This window comes from Kribbella sp. NPDC005582, assembly GCF_040605415.1.
Classification (GTDB): Bacteria; Actinomycetota; Actinomycetes; order Propionibacteriales; family Kribbellaceae; genus Kribbella.
The window spans coordinates 1-25,291 of record NZ_JBEXCU010000011.1 but is presented as its reverse complement, the minus strand read 5'-3'; the positions used below and the strand labels follow the sequence as shown (position 1 = coordinate 25,291).

At 68.0% G+C, this 25,291-nt stretch carries 20 protein-coding genes; 7 read left to right on the top strand and 13 right to left on the bottom strand.

Annotated elements, in window-relative coordinates; all coding sequences use genetic code 11:
- The 4 genes from ABZS29_RS37810 to ABZS29_RS37795 are packed head-to-tail and all read right to left on the bottom strand — an operon-like array spanning position 1 to position 4,311.
- Positions 1-828, bottom strand: a complete 828-nt coding sequence (locus tag ABZS29_RS37810; protein WP_355469785.1) for a carbohydrate ABC transporter permease — start codon at positions 826-828, stop codon at positions 1-3.
- The gene (locus ABZS29_RS37805; protein ID WP_355469783.1) at positions 825-1,862 is read right to left on the bottom strand and encodes a sugar ABC transporter permease; all 1,038 of its coding nucleotides are present in this window, start codon (positions 1,860-1,862) and stop codon (positions 825-827) included. Before ABZS29_RS37805 ends, ABZS29_RS37810 begins: the two co-directional genes overlap by 4 nt.
- Entirely contained in the window at positions 1,859-3,103 is a 1,245-nt protein-coding gene (locus ABZS29_RS37800; RefSeq protein WP_355469781.1) for an extracellular solute-binding protein, read from the bottom strand. The genes ABZS29_RS37805 and ABZS29_RS37800 overlap by 4 nt, the downstream gene beginning before the upstream one ends.
- The gene (locus ABZS29_RS37795) at positions 3,100-4,311 is read right to left on the bottom strand and encodes a hypothetical protein (RefSeq protein WP_355469779.1); all 1,212 of its coding nucleotides are present in this window, start codon (positions 4,309-4,311) and stop codon (positions 3,100-3,102) included. The genes ABZS29_RS37800 and ABZS29_RS37795 overlap by 4 nt, the downstream gene beginning before the upstream one ends.
- Positions 4,312-4,435: 124 nt before the next feature.
- Between ABZS29_RS37795 and ABZS29_RS37790 the strand changes: the two genes are divergently transcribed.
- From ABZS29_RS37790 to ABZS29_RS37780, 3 genes are all read left to right on the top strand, one after another.
- On the top strand, positions 4,436-6,163 hold the full coding sequence (locus tag ABZS29_RS37790; RefSeq protein ID WP_355469777.1) for a glycoside hydrolase family 36 protein: 1,728 nt from the start codon (positions 4,436-4,438) through the stop codon (positions 6,161-6,163).
- 8 nt (positions 6,164-6,171) lie between these two features.
- Entirely contained in the window at positions 6,172-7,161 is a 990-nt protein-coding gene (locus ABZS29_RS37785; RefSeq protein WP_355469775.1) for a LacI family DNA-binding transcriptional regulator, read from the top strand.
- A gap of 67 nt (positions 7,162-7,228) precedes the next feature.
- Positions 7,229-7,681 (top strand): ricin-type beta-trefoil lectin domain protein, encoded by a 453-nt coding sequence (locus tag ABZS29_RS37780; protein ID WP_355469773.1) that lies wholly within the window; start codon positions 7,229-7,231, stop codon positions 7,679-7,681.
- Here the strand turns inward: ABZS29_RS37780 and ABZS29_RS37775 are convergent.
- Complete coding sequence (locus ABZS29_RS37775) at positions 7,636-8,796, bottom strand: MFS transporter (RefSeq protein WP_355469771.1); 1,161 nt, start codon at positions 8,794-8,796, stop codon at positions 7,636-7,638. The two genes, ABZS29_RS37780 and ABZS29_RS37775, sit on opposite strands and share 46 nt — an antisense overlap.
- 54 nt (positions 8,797-8,850) lie before the next feature.
- On the opposite strand from ABZS29_RS37775, the gene ABZS29_RS37770 reads away from it, so the two are divergent.
- The 3 genes from ABZS29_RS37770 to ABZS29_RS37760 are packed head-to-tail and all read left to right on the top strand — an operon-like array spanning position 8,851 to position 11,483.
- On the top strand, positions 8,851-9,834 hold the full coding sequence (locus ABZS29_RS37770; protein ID WP_355469769.1) for a DUF5937 family protein: 984 nt from the start codon (positions 8,851-8,853) through the stop codon (positions 9,832-9,834).
- Positions 9,831-10,475, top strand: coding sequence for a hypothetical protein (locus tag ABZS29_RS37765; protein ID WP_355469767.1), 645 nt, complete (start codon positions 9,831-9,833; stop codon positions 10,473-10,475). The genes ABZS29_RS37770 and ABZS29_RS37765 overlap by 4 nt, the downstream gene beginning before the upstream one ends.
- A 45-nt stretch (positions 10,476-10,520) precedes the next feature.
- Positions 10,521-11,483, top strand: a complete 963-nt coding sequence (locus ABZS29_RS37760; RefSeq protein WP_355469765.1) for an EamA family transporter — start codon at positions 10,521-10,523, stop codon at positions 11,481-11,483.
- Here the strand turns inward: ABZS29_RS37760 and ABZS29_RS37755 are convergent.
- The 7 genes from ABZS29_RS37755 to ABZS29_RS37725 form a co-directional block, all read right to left on the bottom strand.
- Positions 11,476-12,645: an alanine--tRNA ligase-related protein gene (locus tag ABZS29_RS37755; protein ID WP_355469763.1), complete on the bottom strand. Its 1,170-nt coding sequence runs from the start codon at positions 12,643-12,645 to the stop codon at positions 11,476-11,478. The two genes, ABZS29_RS37760 and ABZS29_RS37755, sit on opposite strands and share 8 nt — an antisense overlap.
- Positions 12,646-12,839: 194 nt before the next feature.
- A complete protein-coding gene (locus ABZS29_RS37750) occupies positions 12,840-14,009 on the bottom strand; it encodes a glycosyltransferase family 4 protein (protein ID WP_355469761.1) in 1,170 nt (389 codons plus the stop codon).
- Positions 14,006-15,208 (bottom strand): M48 family metallopeptidase, encoded by a 1,203-nt coding sequence (locus ABZS29_RS37745; protein ID WP_355469759.1) that lies wholly within the window; start codon positions 15,206-15,208, stop codon positions 14,006-14,008. Before ABZS29_RS37745 ends, ABZS29_RS37750 begins: the two co-directional genes overlap by 4 nt.
- Positions 15,201-16,628 carry a hypothetical protein gene (locus ABZS29_RS37740; RefSeq protein ID WP_355469757.1) on the bottom strand — a complete coding sequence of 476 codons (1,428 nt, stop codon included), beginning with the start codon at positions 16,626-16,628 and terminating at the stop codon, positions 15,201-15,203. Before ABZS29_RS37740 ends, ABZS29_RS37745 begins: the two co-directional genes overlap by 8 nt.
- Positions 16,629-16,726: 98 nt before the next feature.
- The gene (locus tag ABZS29_RS37735; protein WP_355469755.1) at positions 16,727-17,779 is read right to left on the bottom strand and encodes an NlpC/P60 family protein; all 1,053 of its coding nucleotides are present in this window, start codon (positions 17,777-17,779) and stop codon (positions 16,727-16,729) included.
- A gap of 218 nt (positions 17,780-17,997) precedes the next feature.
- Positions 17,998-18,195 (bottom strand): hypothetical protein, encoded by a 198-nt coding sequence (locus ABZS29_RS37730; RefSeq protein WP_355469753.1) that lies wholly within the window; start codon positions 18,193-18,195, stop codon positions 17,998-18,000.
- Between the two features lie 171 nt (positions 18,196-18,366).
- The gene (locus ABZS29_RS37725; protein WP_355469751.1) at positions 18,367-19,674 is read right to left on the bottom strand and encodes an NYN domain-containing protein; all 1,308 of its coding nucleotides are present in this window, start codon (positions 19,672-19,674) and stop codon (positions 18,367-18,369) included.
- Positions 19,675-19,851: 177 nt separating this feature from the next.
- Here ABZS29_RS37725 and ABZS29_RS37720 point away from each other — a divergent pair, with 177 nt between their 5' ends.
- Complete coding sequence (locus ABZS29_RS37720; RefSeq protein WP_355469749.1) at positions 19,852-21,663, top strand: DEDD exonuclease domain-containing protein; 1,812 nt, start codon at positions 19,852-19,854, stop codon at positions 21,661-21,663.
- A gap of 1,001 nt (positions 21,664-22,664) precedes the next feature.
- Here the strand turns inward: ABZS29_RS37720 and ABZS29_RS37715 are convergent.
- Positions 22,665-25,142, bottom strand: a complete 2,478-nt coding sequence (locus tag ABZS29_RS37715; protein WP_355469747.1) for a DUF222 domain-containing protein — start codon at positions 25,140-25,142, stop codon at positions 22,665-22,667.
- Between the last annotated feature and the right edge of the window lie 149 nt (positions 25,143-25,291).

The following is a 25,291-nucleotide window of genomic DNA, read 5'->3' as shown; positions in this document are numbered from 1 at the left end:
TCATTTGCCGCCGGTGAAGGTGATCCCTTGCGTGATGTGCTTCTGCGCCGCGAAGAACAGCACCAGGCAGGGCAGCGTGATCAGCAGCGAGGTTGCCATCAGCAACGGTGTGTCCGTCCCGTTCACCGACTGGAACCCGGCCAGCGCCAGCGGCAACGTCTTCCACTGGTCGGAGTTGATGTAGATCGCCGGTCCGAGGAAGTTGTTCCAGTAGCCCATGAACATCAGGATCGAGACCGCCACGACGGCCGGCCGGGCCAGCGGCAGGTAGACCAGCCAGAAGGTCCGGAACCAGCCGCACCCGTCGACCACCGCGGCATCGGCCAGCTCCGACGGCATCCGCGCGAAGAACTGCCGGAACAGGAAGATGTAGAACGGCGACCCGAAGAAGGCCGGCAGGATCAGCGGGTAGAGCGTGTCGATCATGCCGAGGTTGTTGAAGAGCATGAACTGCGGAACCATCGTCACCTCCCCCGGCAGCAGCATCGTCGCCAGCACCACGCCGAACACGGCACCCGAGAACCGCACCCGCAACCGCGCGAACGCGAACCCGGCCAGCGTGCAGGAGAAGACCGTCCCGACGATCGGGATCAGCGTGGTCAGCACCGAGTTCAGCGTGTAGCGCCAGAACGGGAACGACGTCACCGCCCGCACGTAGTTGTCCCACAAGAACTCGTGCGGTACGACGCTCGCCCCGGAACTGCCCACGCCGGCCAGCGACCGCAGTGACGTGGCGATCATCCACAGGAACGGGTACACGAACACCACCGAGCCGACGACCAGGACGACGTACAGGGCGGCTGTGGTGAGCACACTGCGGCGTCTCATCGCCTCTTCCTTCGGGTCAGCTCGGTCTCGTAGTACACGGCGAACGCACTCCCGCGCAGCGTCACCGTGGTCAGCGCGAGGATGACGGCGAACAGGATCCAGGCGAGCGCGGACGCGTAGCCCATCCGGAAGTTCTGGAACGCGTTGTCGTAGAGGTAGTAGACGAAGAACAGCAGCGAGTCCTTCGGTCCGCCGTTCGCGACGAAGCCCTGGGTGAAGATCTGCAGCGCGCCGATGATCCCGGTCAGCGCGTTGAACAGGATGATCGGCGACATCTGCGGCATGGTCACGTGCCAGAACATCCGCAATGGCCCGGCGCCGTCGATCGCGGCCGCCTCATACAGGTTCGAGGGGACGTCCTTGAGCCCGGCCAGGTAGATCACCATCGCGCCACCGACGGTCCACAAGCTCATCAGGATCACCGTCGGCAGCGCCCAGGACGCGTCGTTGAACCAGCCCGGTCCCTCGATCCCGATGTGGGCGAGAACGTCGTTCGCGAGGCCGTACTGCGGGTTGAAAACCCAGAGGAACAAGACCATCTGAGCCACGCCGGACACCAGGCTCGGCAGGTACCAGACGGTCCGGAAGAACCGCATCCCTGGGAGTTCGGCGTTCAGCAGCAGCGCGACCACGAAGGCGAGCGCGGTCTGCAGCGGCACGCTGATCACGCCGTACAGGAGGGTCACCTTCAGGGCCTGCCCGACCCGCGGATCCTGGAACGCCTCGGTGTAGTTGGCGAACCCGACGAACCGCGGCGGCGTGATCAGGTCCCACGAGGTCAGGCTCACGTAGATCGACGAGATCATCGGCCCGACGGTGAAGATCGCGAACCCGATCAGCCAGGGCGAGATGAACATCCAGAACGCGATCGTCTTGTCGGCCCGTGGCCACCGCCGCCGCGCCCCGTACGCCGCCAGCCCGAGCACGGCGTACAGGACGATCAGCAGGAGCAGGAACGGGACCAGCGGTACGAGGACGGCGGGAACACCCCACGACGCCGCCAGGTCCCGGATCCAGCCGATGGTGGGATTCACTTCTTCAGGGCCTCAGTGCACTTCGCGGCCAGCTCGGGCAGGACCTTGGCGACGTCGTCCTTCCCGCTGCCGAGCGGCGTGTAGCTCGTCATGCCCTTCTCCGCGTCACCGGAGATCTGTGCCTCGCGCGCCACCGAAGGCCCGACAATGCCGGACTTCAGCGCGGTCGTGAACGCGGCCAGGTTCCGGTCGGCCGGCAGCACCTTCTCCAGCGTCGCCGTCGACGCTGCGATCACCGGTACGCCGAGCGCCGTGTTGCCCTGGATGAGCAGGTCCTGCGCGGCCTGCTGGGTCCCGGCGAACTCGACGAACTTCTTCGCGGTCTCGAGCTGCTTACCGGTCGCCTTCTTGCTGATCGCGAGACCGTCGACCTCCATCGGGAATCCCTTGCCCGGCACCGGGACCAGCGTCCAGTTCGGCTTGCTGATCTTCGCGAAGTCCGCGCCCGTCCACGGCCCGAAGTCGCTGAACGTCGCCAACCGGCCGGCCGCGAACCACTGCGCCTGATCCTGCCCCTGGACGTCGGCCGCGGTCGGCGCCGAACGCTCCTTCTGCAGATCCACGACGTACTGCGCTGCCTTGACCCCCGTCTCGTCGCCGAAGGTGCACGCGGTCGCGTCCGCGTTGTAGTAGCCGCCACCGGCCGCGGTGAGCCAGCCGCGGTACCAGAGGTTGCTGGAACCGAAGACGCGCGCCTTGCCGTCGCCGTGCGACAGCTTCGCGGCCAGGGTCTTGAACTCGTCCAGCGTCAGTGGTGTCGTTGCACTCGGCAACGGAAGCCCCGCGGCCTTGAACGCGTCCACGTTGACCGCCATCACCTTGGGCTTGGCGGCGAACGGCATCGCGTAGTACTTGCCCTCGAACTGCAGCGCCGACGAGATGTTCGGCTGCACGTACTGCGCCGGGTCGACCTGCTGCTCGGCGAAACTCGGCGCGAACCCGGCCAGGCTGGTGTTGCTGATCTCCATCACCGTCGACTGCGTGCCACCGGCGATCGAGGTCTGGATCTTCTGCTCGTAGTCGGCCTGGATCCAGTTCGTGGTCACCTTGGTCCCGGGGTTGGCCTGCTCGAACGCGGCCGCGATCGCCTTCAGCGAGGCGGCCTCCGAGTTCGTGCCCCAGAACGAGAACGTGATGTCGGCGGAATCCTGCGCCGTGTTGCCGGCCGGCTGGCTGGTGGTGGCGCATCCCGCGGCCAGCAGCAGCGCGACGGCGGCGGGGATCAAGCGGAACGTCTTCATGAGGGGTCCTTGGTGTCGACGCGGACGGTGTCGCCCGGGTGGATGTGGTGTGTTTCGGTACCGACCGTCACCGGCAGCGGCCCCGGTCCGCTGTGCACAGTGACTTCGGTCGCGCGCCGGGCCTCCTGCGTGATTCGCAGGTCCCATTCGCCGACGCGCACCTGGTCGGCAGTGAGCCAGCCGATCTCGGCCGGCAGATGCGAGGTGATGGTGAGCGCGGCGCCGGCCTCCGGCCGCAGCCCGAGCAGACCGGCGACCAGGTGCTCGACAACCGTGAACGAGATCTCCGGATAGTCGTCCCGGCTGTCGATCAGGTGCTTCGTCCAGCGCCACGCGGACTCGTCACGCCGGTACTTGAACAACAGCTCCGGGTAGTAGCTCTTCGACTCGATGTTCTTCGGCGGATCAGAGCTCATCTGCGCCTCGAGCCAGTCGAGCGATCGCTCGGTACCGCCCAGCCCGAACAGCGGCGGCAGCGTGTGCGACTCCAGCCCCCAGCCGAAGTCGAGGCCGTCCTTCGTCACGCCACGCGCGTAGTGATCGCCGTTCCACCAGGTCTCGTACGTCGCCTGGATCCGGTCCGCCTCGGCGTCCCGGCCCAGCTTCCGCAGTACGGCGTACTGGGTGGCGAGGCCGTCGCCGGCGATCAGCAGCGGCGCCTCACGCTCGTTGTACGTCGCGGTGCCGAGGAAGATGTCGGCGGTGCCGCCGGCCTCGGGGATGCCGTCGCCGTCGGTGTCGTGCGCGGTGACGAACTCGCCGACGCTGGTCCGGTAGTAGGTGGAAAGGTCAGGGTCGTCGAGCCATCGGCGGTCGCCAGTCCAGTCGTACTGTTCCAGCGCCCGGTAGCAGAGGTCGAACACCGCGGGGATCTCCCGGACGAAGTGCTCGTCGGAGTGATAGTCGAGGGCCGCGATCCGGCCGTCGAAATGGAACGCCCAGATCGGGAACCACTTGCGGGCCGGCGTCGCCGACCGGGCGAAGTGCCGGAACATGGCGAAGTTCTCGGCGTCCAGGCCGAGCAGGTGCGCGCCGGCCGCCTGGTGGCAGATGTCGCGCGAGTAGAACATGTCCCGCGACGGGTAGCCCGCCCAGTACGACGGCAGATTGCCCGGCGCCGCGCCGGTCTGGACCCAGTCCAGGGCTCGCCGCGACGCCCAGACGAAAGCCTGCTCGACGTAGCCGGAATCGGAGCTCACAGTGAGCACCGGCGCCTCCTCGGTTCGTGACCGCGATCGGATATTAGCGGTAAAATTTCTCTGCAAAAGTAAAGACTTAGACCACTTTCGTCAATACTTCAGCCGGGCGTGTTTTAGCGCTATAGTCGCCGCCGTGACGACTTTCGAGATCCGCTCGCCCGACGGGACCATGAGCCGCACCGGCACCGCGATTGGCGCCCGGTCGATCACCGGGTTGTCGCCGGGCGAGCCCGGTGTCCTGCGCTTCGAGGTGGTGGCCGACGGCCCGGTGACGTTGCAGTGGACCTGGCCGACCGGGTCCGCCGTAACGCTGTGGCGGGCCTCCCAGGGCGCGCGCCGGGAGCTCCCGACCGACTGGGGCTCGCGGCGCCGGATCCGTTCGGTCCGATCCGCGCCGGTGGGCAGTCTCGTCGACGATCAGGACCGCAACCTGCTCACCGTGGCGCTCTCCGCGGGCGTGCGCGGGTGCGAGTTCGCGATCGGCGTCAACGAGGAGACCGCCGAGCAGCTGATCGAACTGGTTGCCGACGACATCGAAACGACCCGCTTCGTCCTCCGTATCGATCTGCGCGACGTGCACTTCGCCGAGGCGCTGCGCGGCGTCACCGCCGACTGGACGGCCGAGCTCGGTGACCGGATCGCCGCCGTACCGGAGATTGCGCGGCGGCCGATGTACTCGACCTGGTACAGCGATCATCAGCACGTCACGGCCGAAGCAGTCGAGCACCACGCCCGCGCGAGCGCGGCGTACGGGTGTGAGGCGATCATCGTCGACGACGGCTGGCAGACGGACAGCACTGCGCGCGGCTACGCGTTCTGCGGTGACTGGGAGCCGACGAGCGGCAAGTTCCCCGACATGACCGAGCACGTACGCCGGGTGCACGAGCTTGGACTGCGGTACGTGCTGTGGATCGCGCCGCCGCTGATCGGCGTCCGGTCGAAGGCGTGGGAGCGGTTGAAGGATCGGGTGCTCGGGTTCGCCGACGGCGAGGTCGTCGCGGTGCTCGACCCGCGCTACCCTGAGGTGCGCGAGCACCTGGTCGAGTGCTGCGTCCGGCCAGTGCGTGACTGGGGTGTCGACGGGCTGAAGATCGACTTCATCGACTCGTGGGCGTGGGACGGTCCGGTGCCGGATGCGCCGGGTGCCGACTGCGCGTCGATCGACGAAGGCGTCGAGCGGCTGCTGCAGGCGGTCCGGGACGAGGTGCAGCGGCTGCGGGACGACGTACTGATCGAGTTCCGGCAGGACTACGTGAACCCGCGCCTGTGGCAGTTCGGGACGTTCCTGCGCGCCGGCGACTGCGCGATGGATCCGGTCGAGAACCGCGTCCGCACGATCGACAGCCGGCTGCTCGCCGGAGATCGCGCGGTGCACTCGGACATGCTGATGTGGCATGCGTCGGCCACGCCGGAGACGGTGGCGCAGCAGTTCATCGGCGCGCTGTTCAGCACGGTGCAGGTTTCGATGGAGCTCGAAGCCTTGCCCACGTCGCACGACAAGGTCGCCAGGTTCTGGCTGGCGTTCATGCGCGAGCACCTTGAGGTGCTGCAGCACGGTGTCCTGCTGCCGTCGCGGTCGGACGCACGGTATTCGCAGATCAAAGCGGTCGGAGCGAAGACCGTGATCGCGGCGTTCACCAATCCGGTGGTGCGGCTCGAGGACAGCGATCGCTCCGTCATCCTGGTGAACGGCGGCAACGAACCGCGACTTCTGGTCGAAGGTGCCGGTTCCGGACCTGTCGACCTCGTAGTGTCTGACTGTTCGGGCACCGAGGTGTACCGCCGTACGACGACTCCGCCGTCAGGACTGTGGGCGATCGACGTACCGACCGCCGGAGTCGCCAGGATCGAACGGAACTGAGGGGCTGGATGGTGTCACGACCACGCCGTACGACGGTTGCCGATGTCGCCCGGCTCGCCGGGGTGTCCGCGATGACGGTGTCGAACGTCCTGAACGCGCCGCACCGGGTCAGCGCCTCGACCGTTCAGACCGTGCAGGCAGCGATCGACGAGCTCGGCTATACCCCGAACCACGCCGCCCGGGCACTGTCATCCGGACGCAGCCAGGTGATCGGCCTGCCGCTGTACGACGAGTTCAGCGACGAGAACCCCGGTCTCGGCGGCTTCCTGCACGGTCTGCTCGACGGTTTGGTCCGCGCTGCGGCCGTCTCCGGGTACGGCGTTCATGTCACGACGCCGACCGCGGGAGCGACCGAGATCGCGCTCTACGAGAAGCTGATCGCGGCCCGCCAGGTCGATGCGATCGTGGTGCTGGAGACGATGCCGAACGACGAACGGATCGAGTTCCTCAGCCAGCGGCGGTTCCCGTTCGTCGCGTTCGGCCGCACGGGTCCGCAGCATCGGCAGTGCTGGGTCGACGTGGACAACGAGACCTCGATGGCCGGGATCGCCCGGCACCTGCGCGAGACCGGCCGGGAAAGCGCCCTCTACCTGCGCACCGACGGCTCGCTGCCCTGGATCCACCAGCGCGAGGACGGGTTCGTCCGCGAGTTCCCCGGCACAGTGGTCCACTCCTTCCGAACGCTGGAAGAGGTCGACAGCTACATCTCGGCGACCACTCCCCCGGCTGCTCTGGTCGCCGACAACGACGCGTTCGCGGTGGTCGCCATGCGCGCCCTGCAACGTCGCGGCGTCCACGTCGGCGAAGACGTCGCCGTCACCGGTTTCAACGACTTCCCCTTCGCCAGCATGCTCGACACCCCGCTGACGACGGCCAGGATCCCGTTGCGGGACATCGCATCCAGCCTGTTCGATCGCGCCCTGCTGGAGATCAACGGCGACGAGGACCAGCCCGGCAAGCTGGTCACTGCCCCGCTGATCGTCCGCTCCAGCGCCTGATCCGGACGGGTTTCCAGCCTGCTCGAAACCGTTGAGTGGTCTATTCCCGCTGTCTACAGTTCCTCGAATGCGAATTCGTGCAGTTCTCAGCGCAATCGTCGTCGCGGGATCGGTCGCCGTGGCCGTTCCGGCCGCTGCGGCTCCGGCCTCGGTGACCGCGTCGGTGACCCTCCGGAATGAAGGCACCGGCCTCTGCCTCACGGCGAACACCCACGACTCCCAACTGATCAGAACGACCGGCTGCTCGGGATTCACCGAGCACAAGTGGGAGTGGGTGCGATCGGACCGGCCGGAGTTCGGCATGCTCAGGAGCGTCGCGACGGGACTCTGTCTCGACGCCAACGCGAGCGGGGCCGTCTATAGCAACCCGTGCAATACCGGCAACACCTACCAGTGGTGGGCACGGCAGCCCGAGCGTGACATCAGGCATGGCGCCACCGGCCGCTATCTCGACAGCAACGGCGGCGGCGACGTCTACACCCTCGGTCGCAACGGCGGCGCCAACCAGCGCTGGTCGTGAGCAGCTAGCTCAGCTGGGCGCACGACGGCGCGGTACGCGATCAGCAGCGTAACGATGGTTCCGCAGACGCCGGCGACGGCGATGGTGAGGTTGGGAGCGACAAAGCTTCCGACCACACCGGCCAGCGCGATGCTCACGCCTTGGATCGCCATCAGCCCGCTGGTCTGCACGGTGAACAACCGACCCCGGTACGCCGGATCGGCCGCCTCGAGAATCATCGGATCGACAGCCTGGTTGAACGCATACCCAGCTCCCGACACTGCGAGCACGAGAGCTGCGACCGGTACGGACGGCTTGGCCAGGAAGGCGATCGCGGGTAGCTGACTGGCCAGCAGCAGCGGAACGACGAGCCGTCGCCGCAAGGAAGAGTTGAACCTTGCGACGACGAGCTCGCCGAGCACAGTGCCGGCCGCGTACCCGGTGAACAGCGCCCCAGCCGCAGCCGGCGCAGCGCCCGTCTGGGCCGAGTACGCAACCGCAAGCCCGTCCGGAACCGATGAGAACGCCGGCGCCACCCAGGTCAGCAGGATCAGCGGCCGCAGCCGCGGATGCCCGAACACGTACCGCAGCCCGATCCACGAGTCGCGCACCGTACCGCGATTTCGCTCGCCTGCCGGAGAGTACGGCGTACCGAATCCGATCACGAGCGCGGAGACCAGAAACGTCACCACGTCGACCGCAAGCAGCCACGGTGCACCAACCGCTGCCACAGCCGCCGCGCCCACGGCGAATCCGGTCAGCACAGTCACTTGACTGATTGCCCGTAGCAACGACCGACCGACCGGGAAGAGCTCGGCCGGCAGCAGCTGCGCGAGACTCGCCGCGCGCGCTCCGGCGAAGATCGGCGCGATTACTCCCGTCACCAGCAACAAGCCCAGCAGTGCGCCGACCGGCAACCCCGGAATCAGCATCAACGCGATGCAGACCGCGCTCAGCACGTCGCACCCGACCAGCACCCGCCGCGCCGGGAACCTATCCGCGACGGACGACAGCAGGATTCCGCCCAGCGCATACGGTAGAAACGAGCAGACCAGAACCAGGGCCGAGAGCAACGGTGATCCGGTGCGCTCGAAGATCAGAATCGACAACGCAATTTTGGCAGCGACCGTGCCCAAGCATCGATTACCCCTGCGACCTAGACTTTTGGTTGTGACCGAAAGTTCCGGCGGATGACCGTCCTGCAGTTCACCCAGAGCGACGCGTTGCGCTGCCGTTTCGGGGCGTCACCGTTGTGGGAGACGGTCTCCGCCGTCCGGGTGCTGAACGGATTCCGGCACCGACCGATGTACGCCCCCTGGGTGGCCGCCAAGATCGAGGCCGCGGCCGGTCTGGACCTCAGCGGACTCAACGCCCTGCAGCCGCGCACCGGCTTCACTCCGGACTTCATCACCCCACCACCCAAAGCGTCCCGGGCCAAGCTCAGCACCGAACTCGCCCGCGTCCGCAGTACGCCGGTCGACCGGGTCCGCCGCGAACTCACCCGGTCCCGCGACGAGTTCAGCAACCCCGGCGCACCCGAGATCGACCGCATGCTCGCCAACCCGGCCAGGGCCCGGGACCGCCTCGCCGACGAGATCGAGAGCGCGTGGGAGGCCCTGATCAAGTTTGACTGGCCGATGATCAGCCGGGTGCTCGAAGACGACATCGCCTATCGCGGCAGTCAGCTGACCGACGACGGACTGGCGGCACTCTTCGACGACCTCCACCCGACGCTGACCTGGGAGGACGACCGGCTGATCGCCAGCCAGTACCGCGAGCCCTCGCACAAACTGACCGGCCAGGGACTGCTCCTGGTCCCTGGCGTCTTCGCCTGGCCGCACCTGGTGATGATCGTCGACCCCAACTACCAGCCCGCGCTGATCTATCCGGCCCGCGGCGCGGCCCGCCTCTGGTCCGACGCCCCGACTCCCCCGGACCCACTGGCTCGTTTGCTCGGTCGCACCCGGGCCACGCTGCTCGTCGCCCTCGACCCGCCCGCCACGACCAGTGCACTCGCCGCCGAACACGGGCTGGCGCTGGCTACGGTCGCCGAACACCTCTCCGCGCTCCACGACGCCGGTCTCGCGACTCGGCGCCGTACGGGTCATCGGGTGCACTACCGGCGTACCGAAGTGGGGCAAGCGGTAGTCGACGCATCCATACTGACTCCATGAACATGCGGCACATCCGGCGCTGGCCGGCCTCGCTGGCGGTGGTCGCCGTACTGATCCTGCAACTGCTGGTTCCGACGCAGATCGCGGCATTCCCGCGCTGGGTAATGCCGGCGCTCGGCGCGTTGCTCCTGCTGCCGCTGATCTGGATGAATCCGTTCCATCTGCGTCGTGACGAGCCCTGGCTGCGCTGGGTCGAGCTGGCGCTGCTGGCGGTTCTGGTGCTGGCGAACGCGGTCTACCTGGCCGAGCTGATCGTCTACCTCAACTCCGGCGACGCGAACAACGGACTGGTGCTGGTGAAGTCGGCGGCCCTGATCTGGGTGACGAACGTCGTCGCGTTCGGCGTCTGGTATTGGGAGGTCGACCGCGGTGGTCCGTTCGCCCGCGCGCCCGAGCACGAGCGCGCCGAGGAGCGCGCCGATCTGCTGTTCCCGCAGATGACCGTCGACCTGCCGGGGTGGAACAAGTGGATCCCCGGCTTCACCGACTATCTGTTCGTCGCGTTCACCGCGGCGACCGCGTTCAGCCCGACCGACACGATGCCGCTGACCGCGCGGGTCAAGGTGCTGATGGCGTTCCAGTCCGCGATCGCTCTGCTCACGATCGCAGTGGTCGCGGCCCGGGCCGTGAACGTCCTCTGAGACAGCTCTCGACAGTCATGTAATGAGCATGAGAACGTTATGCTCATGTACAGCACGAAGTCGGTAGGGCTCGGTTTCGCGATCTTCTCGGCCGTCACGTTCGGCGGTTCCGGACCGTTCGCGAAGGCGCTGATCGGTGCCGGCTTCTCGCCGCAGCAGGCTGCCTGGGTGCGCATCCTGGGTGCGGCACTGCTGCTCGTTCCGCTCGTCCTCGTACTCCGCGGCAGCGCCGGCCTGCGCGCCGCGCGAGCCTCCTGGAAGCCCTTGGCGCTGTACGGCCTGACCGGGATCGCCGGTTGCCAGACGCTGTTCTTCGTCGCGGCCAGCCGGCTGCCGGTCGGGGTCGCGCTGATGCTCGAGTTCTCCGGTCCGGTGCTGGTCGTGCTGTGGCTGAAGTTCGGCCAGAAGGTCGCCGTACCGCGGTCGGCCGCGATCGGCGTCGGCATCGCCCTGATCGGCCTGGCGACGGTCGCCGAGATCTGGTCCGGACTGACTATCGACCTCATCGGTCTGCTGGCCGGACTCGCCGCGGCCGCGTGCCAGGCGACGTACTTCATCCTGATCGACAAGCTGACCGGCGTCGCCGATCCTCTCGTGATGACCGCGGCCGGCAGTGTGGTCGGCGCCGTCGTACTGACTCTGATCGCGCTGCCATGGCAGACGCCGTGGCACGTGCTCACCGACACAATCGCGATCGGGGACCGGCACGCGCCCGGCTGGATGATGGCAGGCTGGCTGATCGTCGTCAGCACGGTGATCGCCTACCTCGCCGGCGCGGCCGCCGTACAGCGTCTGTCCGCGGCCATCGCGGGTGCGGTCGCGTACGTCGAGGTTGTCGCGGCCAGCCTGTTCGCCCTGATCCTGCTGAACGAGCACCTGACCACGAACCAGATCATCGGCGGCATCATCGTGCTGATCGGCGCTTTCGTGGCCCAGTCGTCGGTGGGGAAGGTCAATCCCCCGGAGGCTCCCGCGCCCACCGACGTACTGGATGCCAGCCTCACCTAAGCGAGTCCACTAGCTCGCGAGGCAGCCCGTGGGTCTCGTGCAGGTACTCGTAGTCGGTCTCGTCCAGCGACTTGTGGAACCGCTCGTGGCTGAGCACCTTGCGGCCACGCTCGAGCAGATTGCTGAACCGGATCTCCTCGTCGATCAGGATCCGCCGGACCAGCGTCACCGTCTCGCCCTGGTGGAAGTGGTTCAGCGTGTGCTCGAACAGCTCGAGCGGCAGGTCGGACAACGACCTGGACTCGTCACCGCTCCACAGCAGCGTGAGCACGCGACGGATCAGCCGGCGCAGCACGTAGCCGCGCCCGGTGTTCGACGGGTGCACGCCGTCCCCAACGATCACGATGCTCGATCGCAGGTGGTCGATCACGATCCGCTGGTCGCGCGTGTCCAGCTGCCACAGCTTCGGAATCTCCCGCATCCACGGCTCGAACAACGACGTCTCGTACACGGAGTCCTTGCCTTCGAGCAGCATCGTCAGCCGCTCCAGCCCGAGACCGGTGTCGATGTTCTGCTGCTGCAGCGGTTCCAGCGAACCGTCGTCGTGACGTCGGTAGCGCATCATCACGTGGTTCCACACCTCGACCCAGCGGTCGTCGGTGGTCGGCGTACCCTCCGGGTCACCGTCGCCGGTCCACACGAACATCTCCGAGTCAGGTCCGCAGGGACCGGTCGGGCCGTTCGACCACCAGTTGTCCTCGGTGGTGAGCTCGACCGGCAGCCTCAGCTTTTGCCAGGTCTGCAACGATTCCTGGTCGAGCGGGACCTGACTGTCCCCGCCGAACACGGTCACGTACAGCCGGCGTGGATCGATGCCGAAGCCCTCGGTCAGCAGCTCGTAACCCCAGCGCAGCGTCTGGCTGCTGCCGTAGTCGCCGAGCGACCAGGAGCCGAGCATCTCGAACACGGTCAGGTGCGTCGGGTCGCCGACCTCGTCGAGATCCGTGGTGCGCAGGCAACGCTGGATGCCCACGAGCCGGCGACCCATCGGATGCGGTTCGCCTTCCAGGTACGGCGTCAGTGGATGCATCCCCGAGGTCGTGAACAGCACCGGATCGCCGAGCCGCGGGATGAGCGTGGACCCGGTGGTCGGGATGTGCCCGTTCTGCTGGAAGAAGTCGACGAACGTGCGGGTGAGGGTCCGGTCGAGCGTGGTGGTCATGGTTCTGGTCCTTGTCTGAGAGAAGACCGGAACCGAGTCACCTGGCGTCAGAAACAACAAAACCGGCGAACCGTTTCCGGTCGCCGGTGGTGGAAGAAGATGTCAGGCAGCGGCAGCCGGAGAGCACGAAGCTCGTACGGCTGCTACAAGGCTGAACATCTGATGCATGGTGCGAGAGTACACGACAGGCCCAGCTAGATGTCCAGTAGTTCTCTCAGCGTGGCCCCGGACCGTTGCCAGGTCCACTGATCCTCGACCCAGGCCCGACCGGCCGCGCCCATCCGTCGCGCCTTGGCCGGATCGGTCAGCAGCTCCACGATCCGTACGGCGACCGCGACCGGGTTGTACGGATCCACCAGGTAGCCGGTCTCGCCATGCCGGACCGTGTCCGGAGTCCCGCCCGCGTCCCCGATCACCACCGGCTTCCCGGTGGCCGATGCCTCCAGGGTGACAATCCCCAGCGCCTCCGGCTCAAAGCCGAACCGCCGCGTCCGCGTCGGCATCGCGAACACGTCCGCCGCATCCAGGTACGGCGGGATGTCGGTCCAAGGCACTGGCCCGGTGAACACCACCGACTCCTGGACGCCGGTCGCGGCCGTCAGCGCCTCGAGCCGCTGCCGATCCGGCCCACCGCCAACCAGCAGCAGCGTGGCAGAAGGCACCGCGGCAAGCACCCGGGGCCAAGCCCGGATCAGCGTGTCCTGGCCCTTCCGCGCCACCAACCGGGAAACACACACCACAAAGGGAGATGATGGGGCACTCGCGCGACCGGCTGCGGGGTGAGCGGGGCCGACGGTGCTGTGGCTGAGGCCGAGCTGCTTGCGGAGCTCCCCTCCCCCACACCCTGGGAAGAAGCGCTGCGTGTCGACCCCCGGCGCCAGGCGGCGCATCCGCCGTACCGCGTCGGGTGACAGGGCCGGCGCGATCCGCTCGGCACACCACGACGAGACCGTCGTCAGCGTGTCCGCCGCGTCGCCGATCTTGTGGAGCGCCTGCCTCGTTCCGGGCACACCCGCCCACCACGTCTCATGACCGTGGCTGATGGCAACGATCCGACGTGCGCCTGCCCGGCGCAACGCCGTACCCATCAACCCCAGTGGCGCGGCCGCGCCGAACAGCACCCGATCCGCGCCGTACTCGCGCATCAGCTCGACCGCGCGGCGCGTCACCCGCAGCGTCGGTAGCAGCATCGACGTTCGATCGCGGATCACCGGGAACGGCAGCGCCGCGTCGTACTCGGTGTGGCCAGGCTCTTGCGACGTGTAAACGACCACGTCCGGCAGCTCATCGCAGAGCTGCCGGACGAAGGTCTCGATCCCCCCTTGCCGCGGCGGAAAGTCGTTGGTGACAACGAGAACTGTCATTTCTGAGCAGCCCAGGCGCGACCCATCGCGATCCGCTCCGGCGCGGTCGGGTGCGACGCGAACATCCAGTAGCGCCAGCGGCTCGGCGTCAGACCGGAGATGTTCGTCACGGCGAGGTTGTGCTCCATCGCGATGAAGTTCTGCGGATCGTTCGTGAGCCGCAGCGAATGGTAGTCCGCGCGCGCCTCGATCCGCCGGCTGACGAGATTCTGCACCGGCCCGGAGACCGTCGTACCGATCGCGATCAGCGCCAGCAACGCCGCCGTCCGCCGCGGGTCCGCCATCCTTGCCCCGAGCAACGCTCCCAGCAACACAACGCCGAACGCAGCACCGAGTACGCCGATCAGCGTGCCGTGCAGGACATCGTCCTCGGCCGCATGCCCGAGCTCGTGCGCGACGACCAGCCGGGTCTGCGCCGGCGGCGTCTCCTTCAGCAGCGTGTCGTAGACCACCAGCCGCCGCGTCGACCCGAAACCCGACACATAAGCATTCAGAGCCGTCGTCCGCCGCGACGCATCGGCCACCAGCACGTCCTTGACCGGTACGCCGTCCTCCGCCGCGAGCCGCAGGAAGTCGTCCCGCTGCGGCCCCGCCGGCATCGACGCGAAGTTGTTGAACCGCGGCTCGACCAGAACCGGATACGCGAACGACACCCCGAGCACCAGCAGCGCGGTAATGATGGCCGCAGGCAACCACCAAGTGCTCCGGCGGCGCCGCGCCAGCCCGATCAGGCACACGGCAATCACGGCCATCGCGAGTGCGACCAGCAACCAGTTCACCGCGCGGTCGCGGGCCCACAGTCCCCAGCCCTGCACCGACAGCCCGTACTCGCGGCTGACCCGCTCGGCCAAAATGTCGGTGGGCAACGTGATGATGCTGGTGAGCAGTCCGAGCGCCGCGATCAGCACCGGTACGGCGACGTACCAGCGGCTGATCCGGAGAGCGTCGTACAGGCGGCGGCCGAGCGGACTGAAACCGATCACGAGGGGGACGACGACGGAGAGCACCCAGGAGGTTGTTGACCACGGCAACAGCTCGGACCGGAACGCCTGCTGACGGGCGATCTCGGCCGGAGTGAAGTCGAGGGTGGGGTCCGGCGTGGGCAGGTCGATCAAGTGCCAGGGGGTCGTGGTGACGATCACCACGACCAGTGCGACCGCGAGCAGGAGCGCTGTCAGCCGCGGTACCCGCTCAGGCACCTGCGAGCCTCTTGAGGTACTTCTGCCACTCGACGACGAACTCCTGCTCGGTCATGCCCAGCGTCGACTTGAACGCGTCGGCGAGCCCGCTCGAGCTCTTCGACGTGTGCACCGCGCGATAGAACTTCACCAGCGCCGGCTGCCCCTCGCGCTCGGCGATCAGCCGGCAGGCGAGCCACGCGGACTCATAGGCCTGGGACAGATCCGCCGACGACGCGGCGAACGCGTTCGTGTCCGGCAGCGAGGCCGGGACCTTGCCGGCCCGGATCCCCTTGAACAGCTCCTTCGCCGCCGACTCGTCCTGCACCGGTACGGCGGTGAACGCGACGTAGTCGGCGAACCCCTCGGCCAGCCACAGCGGCACCGGCGAAGCGGTCGCGGTGGAAGCGACATGCGTGGTCTCGTGGGTCAGCACGATCCGGCGGCCCTGCTTGCCGAGCTCCTCGAACAGCTTCGGGTTGGCCACGATCCGCACCGGCGCGCCGCTCTGCGGCTGGTCGAGCTCCGCCATCGTGACGGCCGCGATCTGGGTGTACGTGTTCGGCGCGGCGCCGAGCACGGCCTCCATCTGCGACTGCTTGGCCGGCAGGTAGACGACCACCTTCTGCGGCCAGGCCTTGCCCCACACCTTGCTGACCGAGGTGACCGCCCGATCCGCGACCGCGACGTACGCCTCCGCCTGGGCCTCGGACTTCAGGCTGATCACCAGGCTGCGGTTGCCCTTGGCCACATCGAGCTCACCCAGCGTCCAGACCGGACGCCGCTGCCCCGCGACGAAGCGTTCCGAGAACGAAGCGGCGTACGTCTTGCCGTCCCGCGTCACGAACGTCACCGGCAGGATCGCGCGCGCCGGCTTCACGTCGTACCCGGTGAGCTGCCAGGAGACCTCGACCTGAGCGAGCCACGCGGCCGAACCGCCGAGCTCGGCCGTGCGGTCGGGTGTGAGCGCGCCGGTGTCGTCGCTGATGTAGCGGAACTGGAAGGTCCCGATCGGCAGCTGCTCGAGGTTCGCGAAGATCGTCCGCGCGCTGGCCTTGAACGCCGTCGACCGCGGGTCGACCGTGTCCAGGAACTCGCTGCGGTTGTCACGCTTCACCGCGTCGGCCATCGCCTGCAGCACCGCACCACCGTCGGTGGCCCGCTGCACGCCGGCCGCGGCCTCGTCATCAGGCGTGGCGGAGGTCTGCGGATCGCGCGAGCCGATCGGCGCGCCGCCCGGGTCCGCCGGCGCGTTCGCCACCTGCCGGAGACCGGCATAACCAGCCCCGGCCACCAAGCAGACCGCCAGCCCGATCGCGACCTTCTTGACGATCGATCCAGGCGTGGCGGACGGCTGAACGGCAGGCATCGGCACGGTGTCGCTCTGCTCGTCGATCACTTCGGCCCCTCGCTGCTCACCTGCCCCAGTCAGGCGCGACACTACGTGCCTCCTCCGACAGTAGAGCACTTGGACGGTCGTGAAACGACTCGGCTCCGGGGTCGGGACCCCGGAGCCGGTGAGTATCGCAAGCTGACGGGTCAGCCCGGGCGAACAGCCGTGTTGTACGGCATCAGGTCGATCGGGTCGGTCTTGACCGGCTTGCCCGGACGGGAGGCGTGCACGATCCGGCCGTTGCCGATGTACATGGCGACGTGCGAGATCGGGCTGTAGTAGAACACCAGGTCACCGGGCATCAGCTGGCTCTTGCTGACCCGGCGGCCCTCACTGGCCTGCGCCTTCGAGGAGTGCGACAGCGAGACGCCGGCCTTGCCCCAGGCGTACATCATCAGGCCGGAGCAGTCGAACGAGTTCGGTCCGGCGTCGCCCCAGATGTAGGGGTCGCCCATCTGGGCCAGCGCGACCTGGACCGCTCGCCCGGCGCGGCCGTTGGCCGGCACCGGCAGGTCGTCGTCCATCCGGTCGCTGTCCCGGCTGGGACGCTCGTCGCGCGCCTTCTCGGCTTCCTTCGCGTTCTCGTCCGCGATCCGCCGGCGCTCGGCGTCGCTGAGCTTGGAGAGGACCTTCTCGGCGGCGTTCAGGTTCGCCTTCGCCTCGGCGATCAGCTTGTTCTGCTGGTTCTGCACGGCCTGGAGCTGCGCGAGCTCGCTCTGCGCGCTGCCCTGCAGGTCGGTGACCTTGCCCTGCGCGTCCTGGAACTTCCGCAGGACGGCGTTCTGCTGGCCGGCGAAGGCCTGCGCGGTGGAGGCCTGGCTGAGGAACTGGTCCGGGTTGGAGGACAGCAGCAACTGCGCCGTCGTCGACATCCCGGAGGTCTGGTAGCCGGCGACCGCGAGCGAACCGATCTGACGCTTCACCGTGTCGACCTGGCGCTGCTGCTTGTCGATGGCGGTCTGCAGGGCCTTGAGACGAGCCTGGGACGCGGTGATCTGCCCACGGAGGTCGTTGGCCGACTCACCGGCTTCTTCAGCCTTGTGCTGCAGCGCGGCGACCTGCTTCTTCGCCTCATCGATCGTCGGCTTCGGATCGGCGTCCGCTCCCGACTGGATGAACAGCACACCCGCTACGACAGCGGTGCTGGTGATGGCGGCGAGGGCGATTCCCTTGGTGCGGTTGATGCGTCCGGTGGACACAGCCCGGTCGGTCCCTTCCTCTGCTCGACGCCGTCCCCGTCAACCACGCCGGTTCTTCAGGCTTAACGCCCGAACCACCCGCGAGGTCACTCCCTCGGCTTCCGCGCTGCCCGGCCGGTCCGATCAACCGGCGCCCTGAGGCAACAGGACGTAACAGTAGTGACCGTTTCGTGACCGGTGCAATTCGCCCCTCGGGTTTGATCCAAACTTAACGTCGATCAGGTCCCGGTGGCCGGCCGTTTGTCCTGGCTTTCACCGTCACCGACAGTGCCGGGCTGGACGCTGTCGACGGCATGGACCAGCCGCAGCGGTGGAACCAAACCGGACTCGGCCAGTACGTCGAGCGCGGCGCGCTCATCGTCGTCGATCCGCAGGGTGTCCTGGCGCTCTGCGGCGAAGCCGAGCACTACGGTCACCACGCAGTCCTGGCAGCCCGGACCACGCATGACACAGGCGTCGCAGTCGATCAGCACAACGTCCTCCAAAGTGGGGATGCACCCGGACTTGCATCCGGCTGAGAAGGACGCTAGAGAACCCCGCCGACAGTTTTTGAAGACAGCCGAACGGCAGCTGATCGGCAGGCGTGATCAGGCGCGGGCGATCCGGCTGATCAGACTCGTCGCGGACAGTGAACGAGCACCGAGTCTCCCGACACTCTCGGCAACCTCCCGATCGGTCGAGACGACAACAATCGGCCGTCCAGGCGGCTCGGCTCGCACCAGTTGCCGAATCACCTCATCGGCGATCACCCCAGCCGGGCTGAACCGCACCCGAACACCCCGCGGTGGATTCAGCTGCACCGGCCCGGACAACTCAGCTCCGTCGAACACAACCGTCACTTCGATCCGCCGCTGCGCCACCAAAGCACCGAGCGCCGTCACGAGCCGCTGCCGCTGCGAGTGCAACGGCGATGTCGGCCAGGCGGTCTTCGTGACGTTGTACCCGTCGATGATCAGATGCACCTGCGGCAACGCCAGCAACTCGTCGAACAGCGCGGGATCGTCCTCCGGCGCAGTCCGCCCCACCGGCGCCGCTGCGGGCTCCAACCCGGCAACAGTGTCGGCCGGACGGAACTCCCCGCCCGGAGGCAGAGCCAGCTCCCGGCGCAACCCACTCGCCGCCTCGATCACCGTGTCCAGCAGCAGCCGAGTACGCGTCGATGCGAGTTCACGCTCCTGCCCCGCCGTACGACGTACTGCGTGCTCCACCGCCTCAAGCTCAGTGATCCGCGCACGCAATCGGCGTACCTCCCGATCCACCTCAGCCCGTACGGCGTCCACGCGCACATCAGCGGTCTCCGCTTCAGTGGTGCGCTGCTCGAGATCGCTCTGCAGTCCCGTGATCCGTTGCCGGGCCTCGTTGAGCTTGCGTCGCAGCGTGACGTTCTCGGCCTTGAGCTCGTTGACCTGTTCACGAAGCCGTTCGCGGACCTGGCGAGTCTCGGTGCGCGCCTGGTCGAGCTGGTCCGACAGCCGGCTGATGGCTTCGTCATCCGTCTTGGGCTTTTCAACGGGAAGCTGGGCAGCCGCGGCGATCCGCTGCTCCCAGTCCTCCGGCCGCAGCAGGTACGCCAAGGCGGCGACCTCGACCGGGTCCGCCATCGGCACCGGGATGCCCTCGGCGATCGCGTCACCGAGCTCCGCGTGCTCCCGCCGTACCTGGAACGCCGTCAGCCGGCGGAAGTGCTCGTCGGTCTCGAGGATCGGACCGAGCACGGACGCCGAGAGCTTGGCGCGCTTCGCCGGGGCAAAGCTCGCGAACCGGCGCAACGGCGCCGGGACATCGGTCGCGGGAAGCTGGCCGAGCGCCTGCGCGGCAAGAGTGAGCACTCGTTGCCGGACGGGTTCGGGCAAAGTCGTAGCGGCGGAGCTCGCGGCGGTGCCTGCCTCAGTCACCGGTCCGCAGTCCGGCTGGGGTGACGGCCACCGCACGCGGCCCGTGATGCAGACCACAACGAAGCGGCCCGAAGGCCGGTTTCGCGGTGATCGCCTGTGTACGCATACCGAGAGCGTAGTCGACTCGCTCGCGTGTCACCTGCGGAATTGTCGGTGGCGGCTTTTAGCGTCGTTGCCATGACCAGCCCGCCCGCGCCGACATCCCTGCCGGCCGAGACGTCACCGTCGCTGCCGACGTCGCAGCCGATCCGTGGTGTCCAGCCGAGTTTCGACGATCTCGGGACGCCGCTGCACAGCATCACGTTCTGCGTGGTCGACCTGGAGACCACCGGCGGCGCGCCCGGCGAGTCGGGCATCACCGAGATCGGCGCGGTCAAGGTGCGCGCCGGCGAGGTGATCGGCGAGTTCCAGACGCTGGTCAATCCGGGCGAGCCGATCCCGCCGTTCATCGCCGTACTGACCGGCATCACGAACCCAATGGTTGCCGCGTCCCCCCGGATCGACTCGGTGCTGCCGGCCTTCCTCGAGTTCGCCCGCGGCTGCGTCATGGTCGCGCACAACGCGCCGTTCGACATGGGCTTCCTGAAACACGACACTCTCGTGCACGGATACGACTGGCCCGACTTCACCGTCGTCGACACCGCCCTGCTGGCGCGCCGCGTGATCACCCCGGACGAGGCCCCCAACTGCAAGCTCGGCACGCTCGCGAAACTGTTCCGTACCACCACAACCCCGAACCACCGCGCCCTCTCCGACGCCCGCGCCACGGTCGACGTACTGCACGGACTGTTCGAGCGCGTCGGATCGCTCGGCGTACAGACGCTCGAGGACCTGCAAACCTTCAACTCACGCGTCGCCCCGGCCGTCCGCGCCAAACGGCACCTGGCCGAGTCGTTGCCGCACGCCCCCGGCGTATACCTGTTCACCGACGACCGCGGCGAGGTCCTGTACGTCGGCAAGTCGAAGGATCTCCGCAATCGCGTCCGCTCGTACTTCACCGCCTCCGAGACCCGCAACAGAATCGGCGAGATGGTCGGCATCGCGACCGCCGTCCGCGGAATCGAGTGCGGTACGTCGCTCGAAGCCGAGATCCGGGAGCTCCGCCTGATCGCGGAACACAAACCGCGGTACAACCGACGCTCCAAGTTCCCGGAGCGGCAGCACTGGTTGAAGGTCACCGTCGAGCCGTTCCCGCGGCTTTCCCTGGTCAAACAAGTCCGCGACGACGACGGCGGCTACCTCGGCCCGTTCAGCTCCCGCAAGACCGCCGAACGCGCCATGGCCGCCCTCCACGAAGCGTTCCCGATCCGCCAATGCACCGCCCGCATGTCCCGCACCCCTCGCCTCTCCCCCTGCGTCCTGGCCGAAATGGGCCGCTGCGTAGCCCCCTGCGACGGCCGCATCTCCACCGACTCGTACGGCGAGTTCGTCGACAACCTCCGCACCGCCCTGACCGCCGACCCCACTCCCGTCATCGACGCCCTGGACCGCCGCATCGACGTACTGTCCGCCGACGAACGCTTCGAAGACGCAGCAGTACACCGCGACCGCCTGAGCGCCTTCCTCCGCAGCTCGGCCCGCATGCAGCGGATGGCCTCCGTCACCAGCTGCGCCGAGATCTGCGCAGCCCGCCGTACCGACGACGGCGGCTGGGAACTCCACGTCATCCGCCGCGGCCGCCTCGCCGCCGCCGGCATCAGCCCCCGCGGCACCGACCCCCGCCGCTACCTGGAAATGCTTCGAGCCTCCGCCGAAACCGTCCTCCCCGGCATCGGCCCCGTAGCCACCGCCTCCCCCGAAGAGATCGACCTGGTACTGCGCTGGCTAGACCAACCCGGCGTCCGCCTGGTCGAAATGGACGGCACCTGGACCTGCCCCATCACCGGCGCCGGCCGCCACCTCACCCGCATAGACAACGCCAGCGCCGACCTACACCACCCCACCGAACGCCGCCGCCTACGACCGCTGGGCCCCGCCCGAGCCAGTTAGCCGGGTAACACCACATTTCCGGATGAGTCGCGCGGACGGCTAGCTGCCCGCCGCAGGTCAAGTACCTCCGCACGCTGGACGCGCCCAGCGACCAACAGCACCAAGCGCCCGGCCCGCGCGATCTCTCGTCCGACTCCGTGGTTGATCCGCACGACTTTCTCGTGCGACCTGCGGCACCCCGCCAGGTCAGTCCGCGGCGATGGCACACCTCCTCTGCCCGCCAACGCGAGAATCTGTGGACAGGTCTGCGAGGAGGGTGTGCAGCTGCGCCTCACGCGTCGATCACCGGTAACGGTTCCCGGCAGGAGCTCTACCCCACCGACCGGCCCCCGCGCTCTCGGCCACCATCTTCCCAGCCCCACGACTGCTGCCACCCCCGTCCAGCGCCACGACCACTGCCACCACAACTTGCCTGCCAGAACTCCCCTTGGCACCCCCAGCCGACCATCCACCAGCAATGAACCGCTCTGTGCGACTACACGACCTTGCCACCTGCGATCGGTGACTTGCGACGAACGATCCACCGTTCAGCCACCACATCTCGGCCCGCCCAATTGGTCGAAGATCACGCTGAGAGGGGTCGGCTCGATCTGCAGCACCTGCTCCCCGCAGCCGAGGTTGCGCGCAGCTAATCACCATCGCGCCGTACCGTTCTGCGGAGTCGGCCATCGATCCACGCCGGAGCAGATCCCGCATGAACCGGGCTCACTCACGCTCAGCCCCAGGTGCGGTCCATGCAGCCCGTACGCCGCGGCTGCGGCCAGCGTGCGGCTCACTCGGCGGCGAATCGGTACGCAGATAGCGGGTACGCACTGAACCGCAGCACGCCAACTCCAATGCCGTCGGCAACAACCGACCGGGCCCACCGAGTTGAAGGTCAGCGGACCGCCGAAGTAGTAAGCATCCAACCCATCAGTCCCACAGCAGTAGACCGAAGACCGCCACCACCTCCACCAGCCGCGTGATCGGCAACCACTCCGGCAACCGACCTGCTGTCACCGCTAGAACGGCGGCAAATCCCCGACCGGCCGACCAGACCACGAGGATCCCAAGTCGCCACGGAGCGACCTTCCCTGCAAGCGATTCTGCGGTGCACCGTCACTTGGCAACGACGGGTTGGCCGGGACTGCCTCGGGCGACCGCGGATGCGATGCGCGTGCATCGGTGCGTGCGGGCGGAGCGTCGTACCGAGGTGGTGTGGCGGGCTGCCGGGTGATGGGCCCGCGCGCCGGTGGGACGGTCGTGTAGCGGTGGCCGGTGGGGGCTACCAGGGTGACGGAGCCATCTGGGCGGTTCTCCGTCTTCCAACCCCAGCGTGGGGTGTCTTTGACGACGTGGTGGTACTCGCAGTACGGCGCGAGGCCAGCCAGGCTGGTTCGGCCGGTGACAGCGAACGGCGTGCCGTGGTCGCGGTCGCATTCGCGGGACGAACGGTTGCAGCCGGGCCACGCGCACACCGGATGCCTGGCCAGGAGTGTTTCGGTGACCAGTGCGCTCGGGTCGTGTCGGGTCGTGGACGCTTCCAGTACGACACCGTTCGTCGGGTCGGTGAGCAGGCGTCGCCAGGTGCCGTCTTCGGCGATTCGGCGGGCCAGCTCGGCGGGGATCGGGCCGTAGCCGGTCAGCTCGCAGGGCTCATTGTCGAGGCCGAGCGCCGTACCGACCGGGATCAGTACCTCGATGTGTGGACGCCTGCGGTGTTGGTCGGGCAGGCGGCGCCCGAGCCAGTCCAGTCCGTTGTGGATGATGTGGCCGAACAGGTCGGCCATGACGTCAGCTCTTCGCTGCTCTGCGTTCCGCTGGTCTGGTTCGGCTGGCGAGGTGGTGCTGGCGTTTGCCGACGGCTCCGACCTCGGATCGTGGACGTCCGCCGGGGTGGTGGGCTCGATGGTCGTTGCGGGTGCGGACTGGCCCGGCGCGACTCGACTGGTCGCGGCGAACACAGGAGCTACCGAGTCGGCGATCGTAGATCCGGGCCCGGCACCCGGACATGCGGCGACGGCGCCCAGGGCTGCTGAGACGGCGACCGACGCTTCGGGGTCGGCGATCGGAGCTGCGGGATCGGCACCCAGGGCCGCGGAATCGACGTTCGGCGCTGCGGGGTCGGCACCCAGGGCTGCGGAATCGGCGCTCGGCGCTGCGGGGTCGGTTCCCAGGGCTGCGGAATCGACGCTCGGCGCTCCGGGGTCGGTTCCCGGGGCTGCGGAATCGGCGCTCGGCACTGCGGGGTCGGGTCCCGGGGCTGCGGAGTCAGGGCGGGGAGATGCAGCGACGGGCGACTCAGGGCTCGCGATGGAGGCGTCAGCGGCCGAAGGCGCGCCCGGAGAACCTGACGCGGACTTCTCAGGAGTTGCGGCAGACCGGTTGGTGGCGCGAGTGCGTACCGGCGACGCTGCGGCGGCATGCCCGGGCGTCCCAGCGGCTGACTTGGACGCCGCGGCCGGCTTGGACGCAGCGGTGGGGCGCTTGGCGAGGTCGGCGATGGCGCTGATCGCCACCCACATCTGCTGGATGCGGTCCGCGGTGTGCACTACCCAGAGCCCGGCCATGCCGTCGCGCAGGGGGACGATCTTGCAGGTGCGCTCGCGGACGGCTTCGCGGTGGCGGTCGGCCTCGGTGGCTGCTTGGTGCTTGGCGACTTGGGTGCGAAGCGACTTGCGGAGGTTGGCATTGGTCTGGGAGGCGGCGCGCTTGAGGACGTGGGCCTCTACGGACTTCGCGTCTTCGTCCGACAAGCCTCGGGTTGCTTCGGAGATGGCCAAGGCCTTCGACCAGGTGAGTGCGCCGGTGCGCAGCGCGGTCAGAGTGGCGGCTACTGGGCCGGACAGGTGGAGTGCGGTCTCGATGTGTCGGGCCGCGGTGTTCGTGGAGAGGTGTAGGGCGGCGCCGATCTCGGCGGCCCAGGAGCGCTCCGGGTCGACGGGGCGGCCGGACGAATCGATCTCTTCGGGACGCGGGGTCTCGGCCTCCTGCGCTTTGCGCTGGCGGAAGAACGAAGCCATGGCGCCGGCCTTGAGCGCCTCGGCCCAGGATGCGAGTCGCGACGCCGCCTTGATGAACTCGATCGCCGCCATTGGTGACAGGCATTGCGGGCGGACCGGCTCCAACGCCGCGGCCAGCGCACCGCCGGGCGGCAGGAACACCCAGTCGGGCGCCTCCTGGCGCAGCATGAACAGCTCGGCTTCGTCCTGATCGGCCGACGCCCAGAGCTCCCACTCCAACTGGTCGACAGCCGACATCGGCGGGAGGTCCCTGTCGTAGTACTCCTCCTCGCTGAACAGCGCCGACGCCTCAGGATCGCCGACGTCAAGTAAGTCGTAGGCGTCGTCGGGCGGCTCGAACGGGTCGTCAGGTGGGAAGAAGGTGCCTCGTGGCCGGTCATCCGGCGGGGCGACGAGGGCCAACCGGCCGGTCGCTCGGCGCGCGGAACTCCCGGCGAGCAACTGCTCGCTGGGGGCGCAGGCCGAGTGAATCGTCATGGACACATATTAGAACATGTGTTCGAATGCGCCAAATCGACGGGTTCACGGTGGTGTCATGTCTCAGGACATGGGTGACAGTTCTGTATCAGGACATCGGTGACAGTTGATGTCTCAGGACATCGGTGACGTTCGTGGTGTGGCTGGGC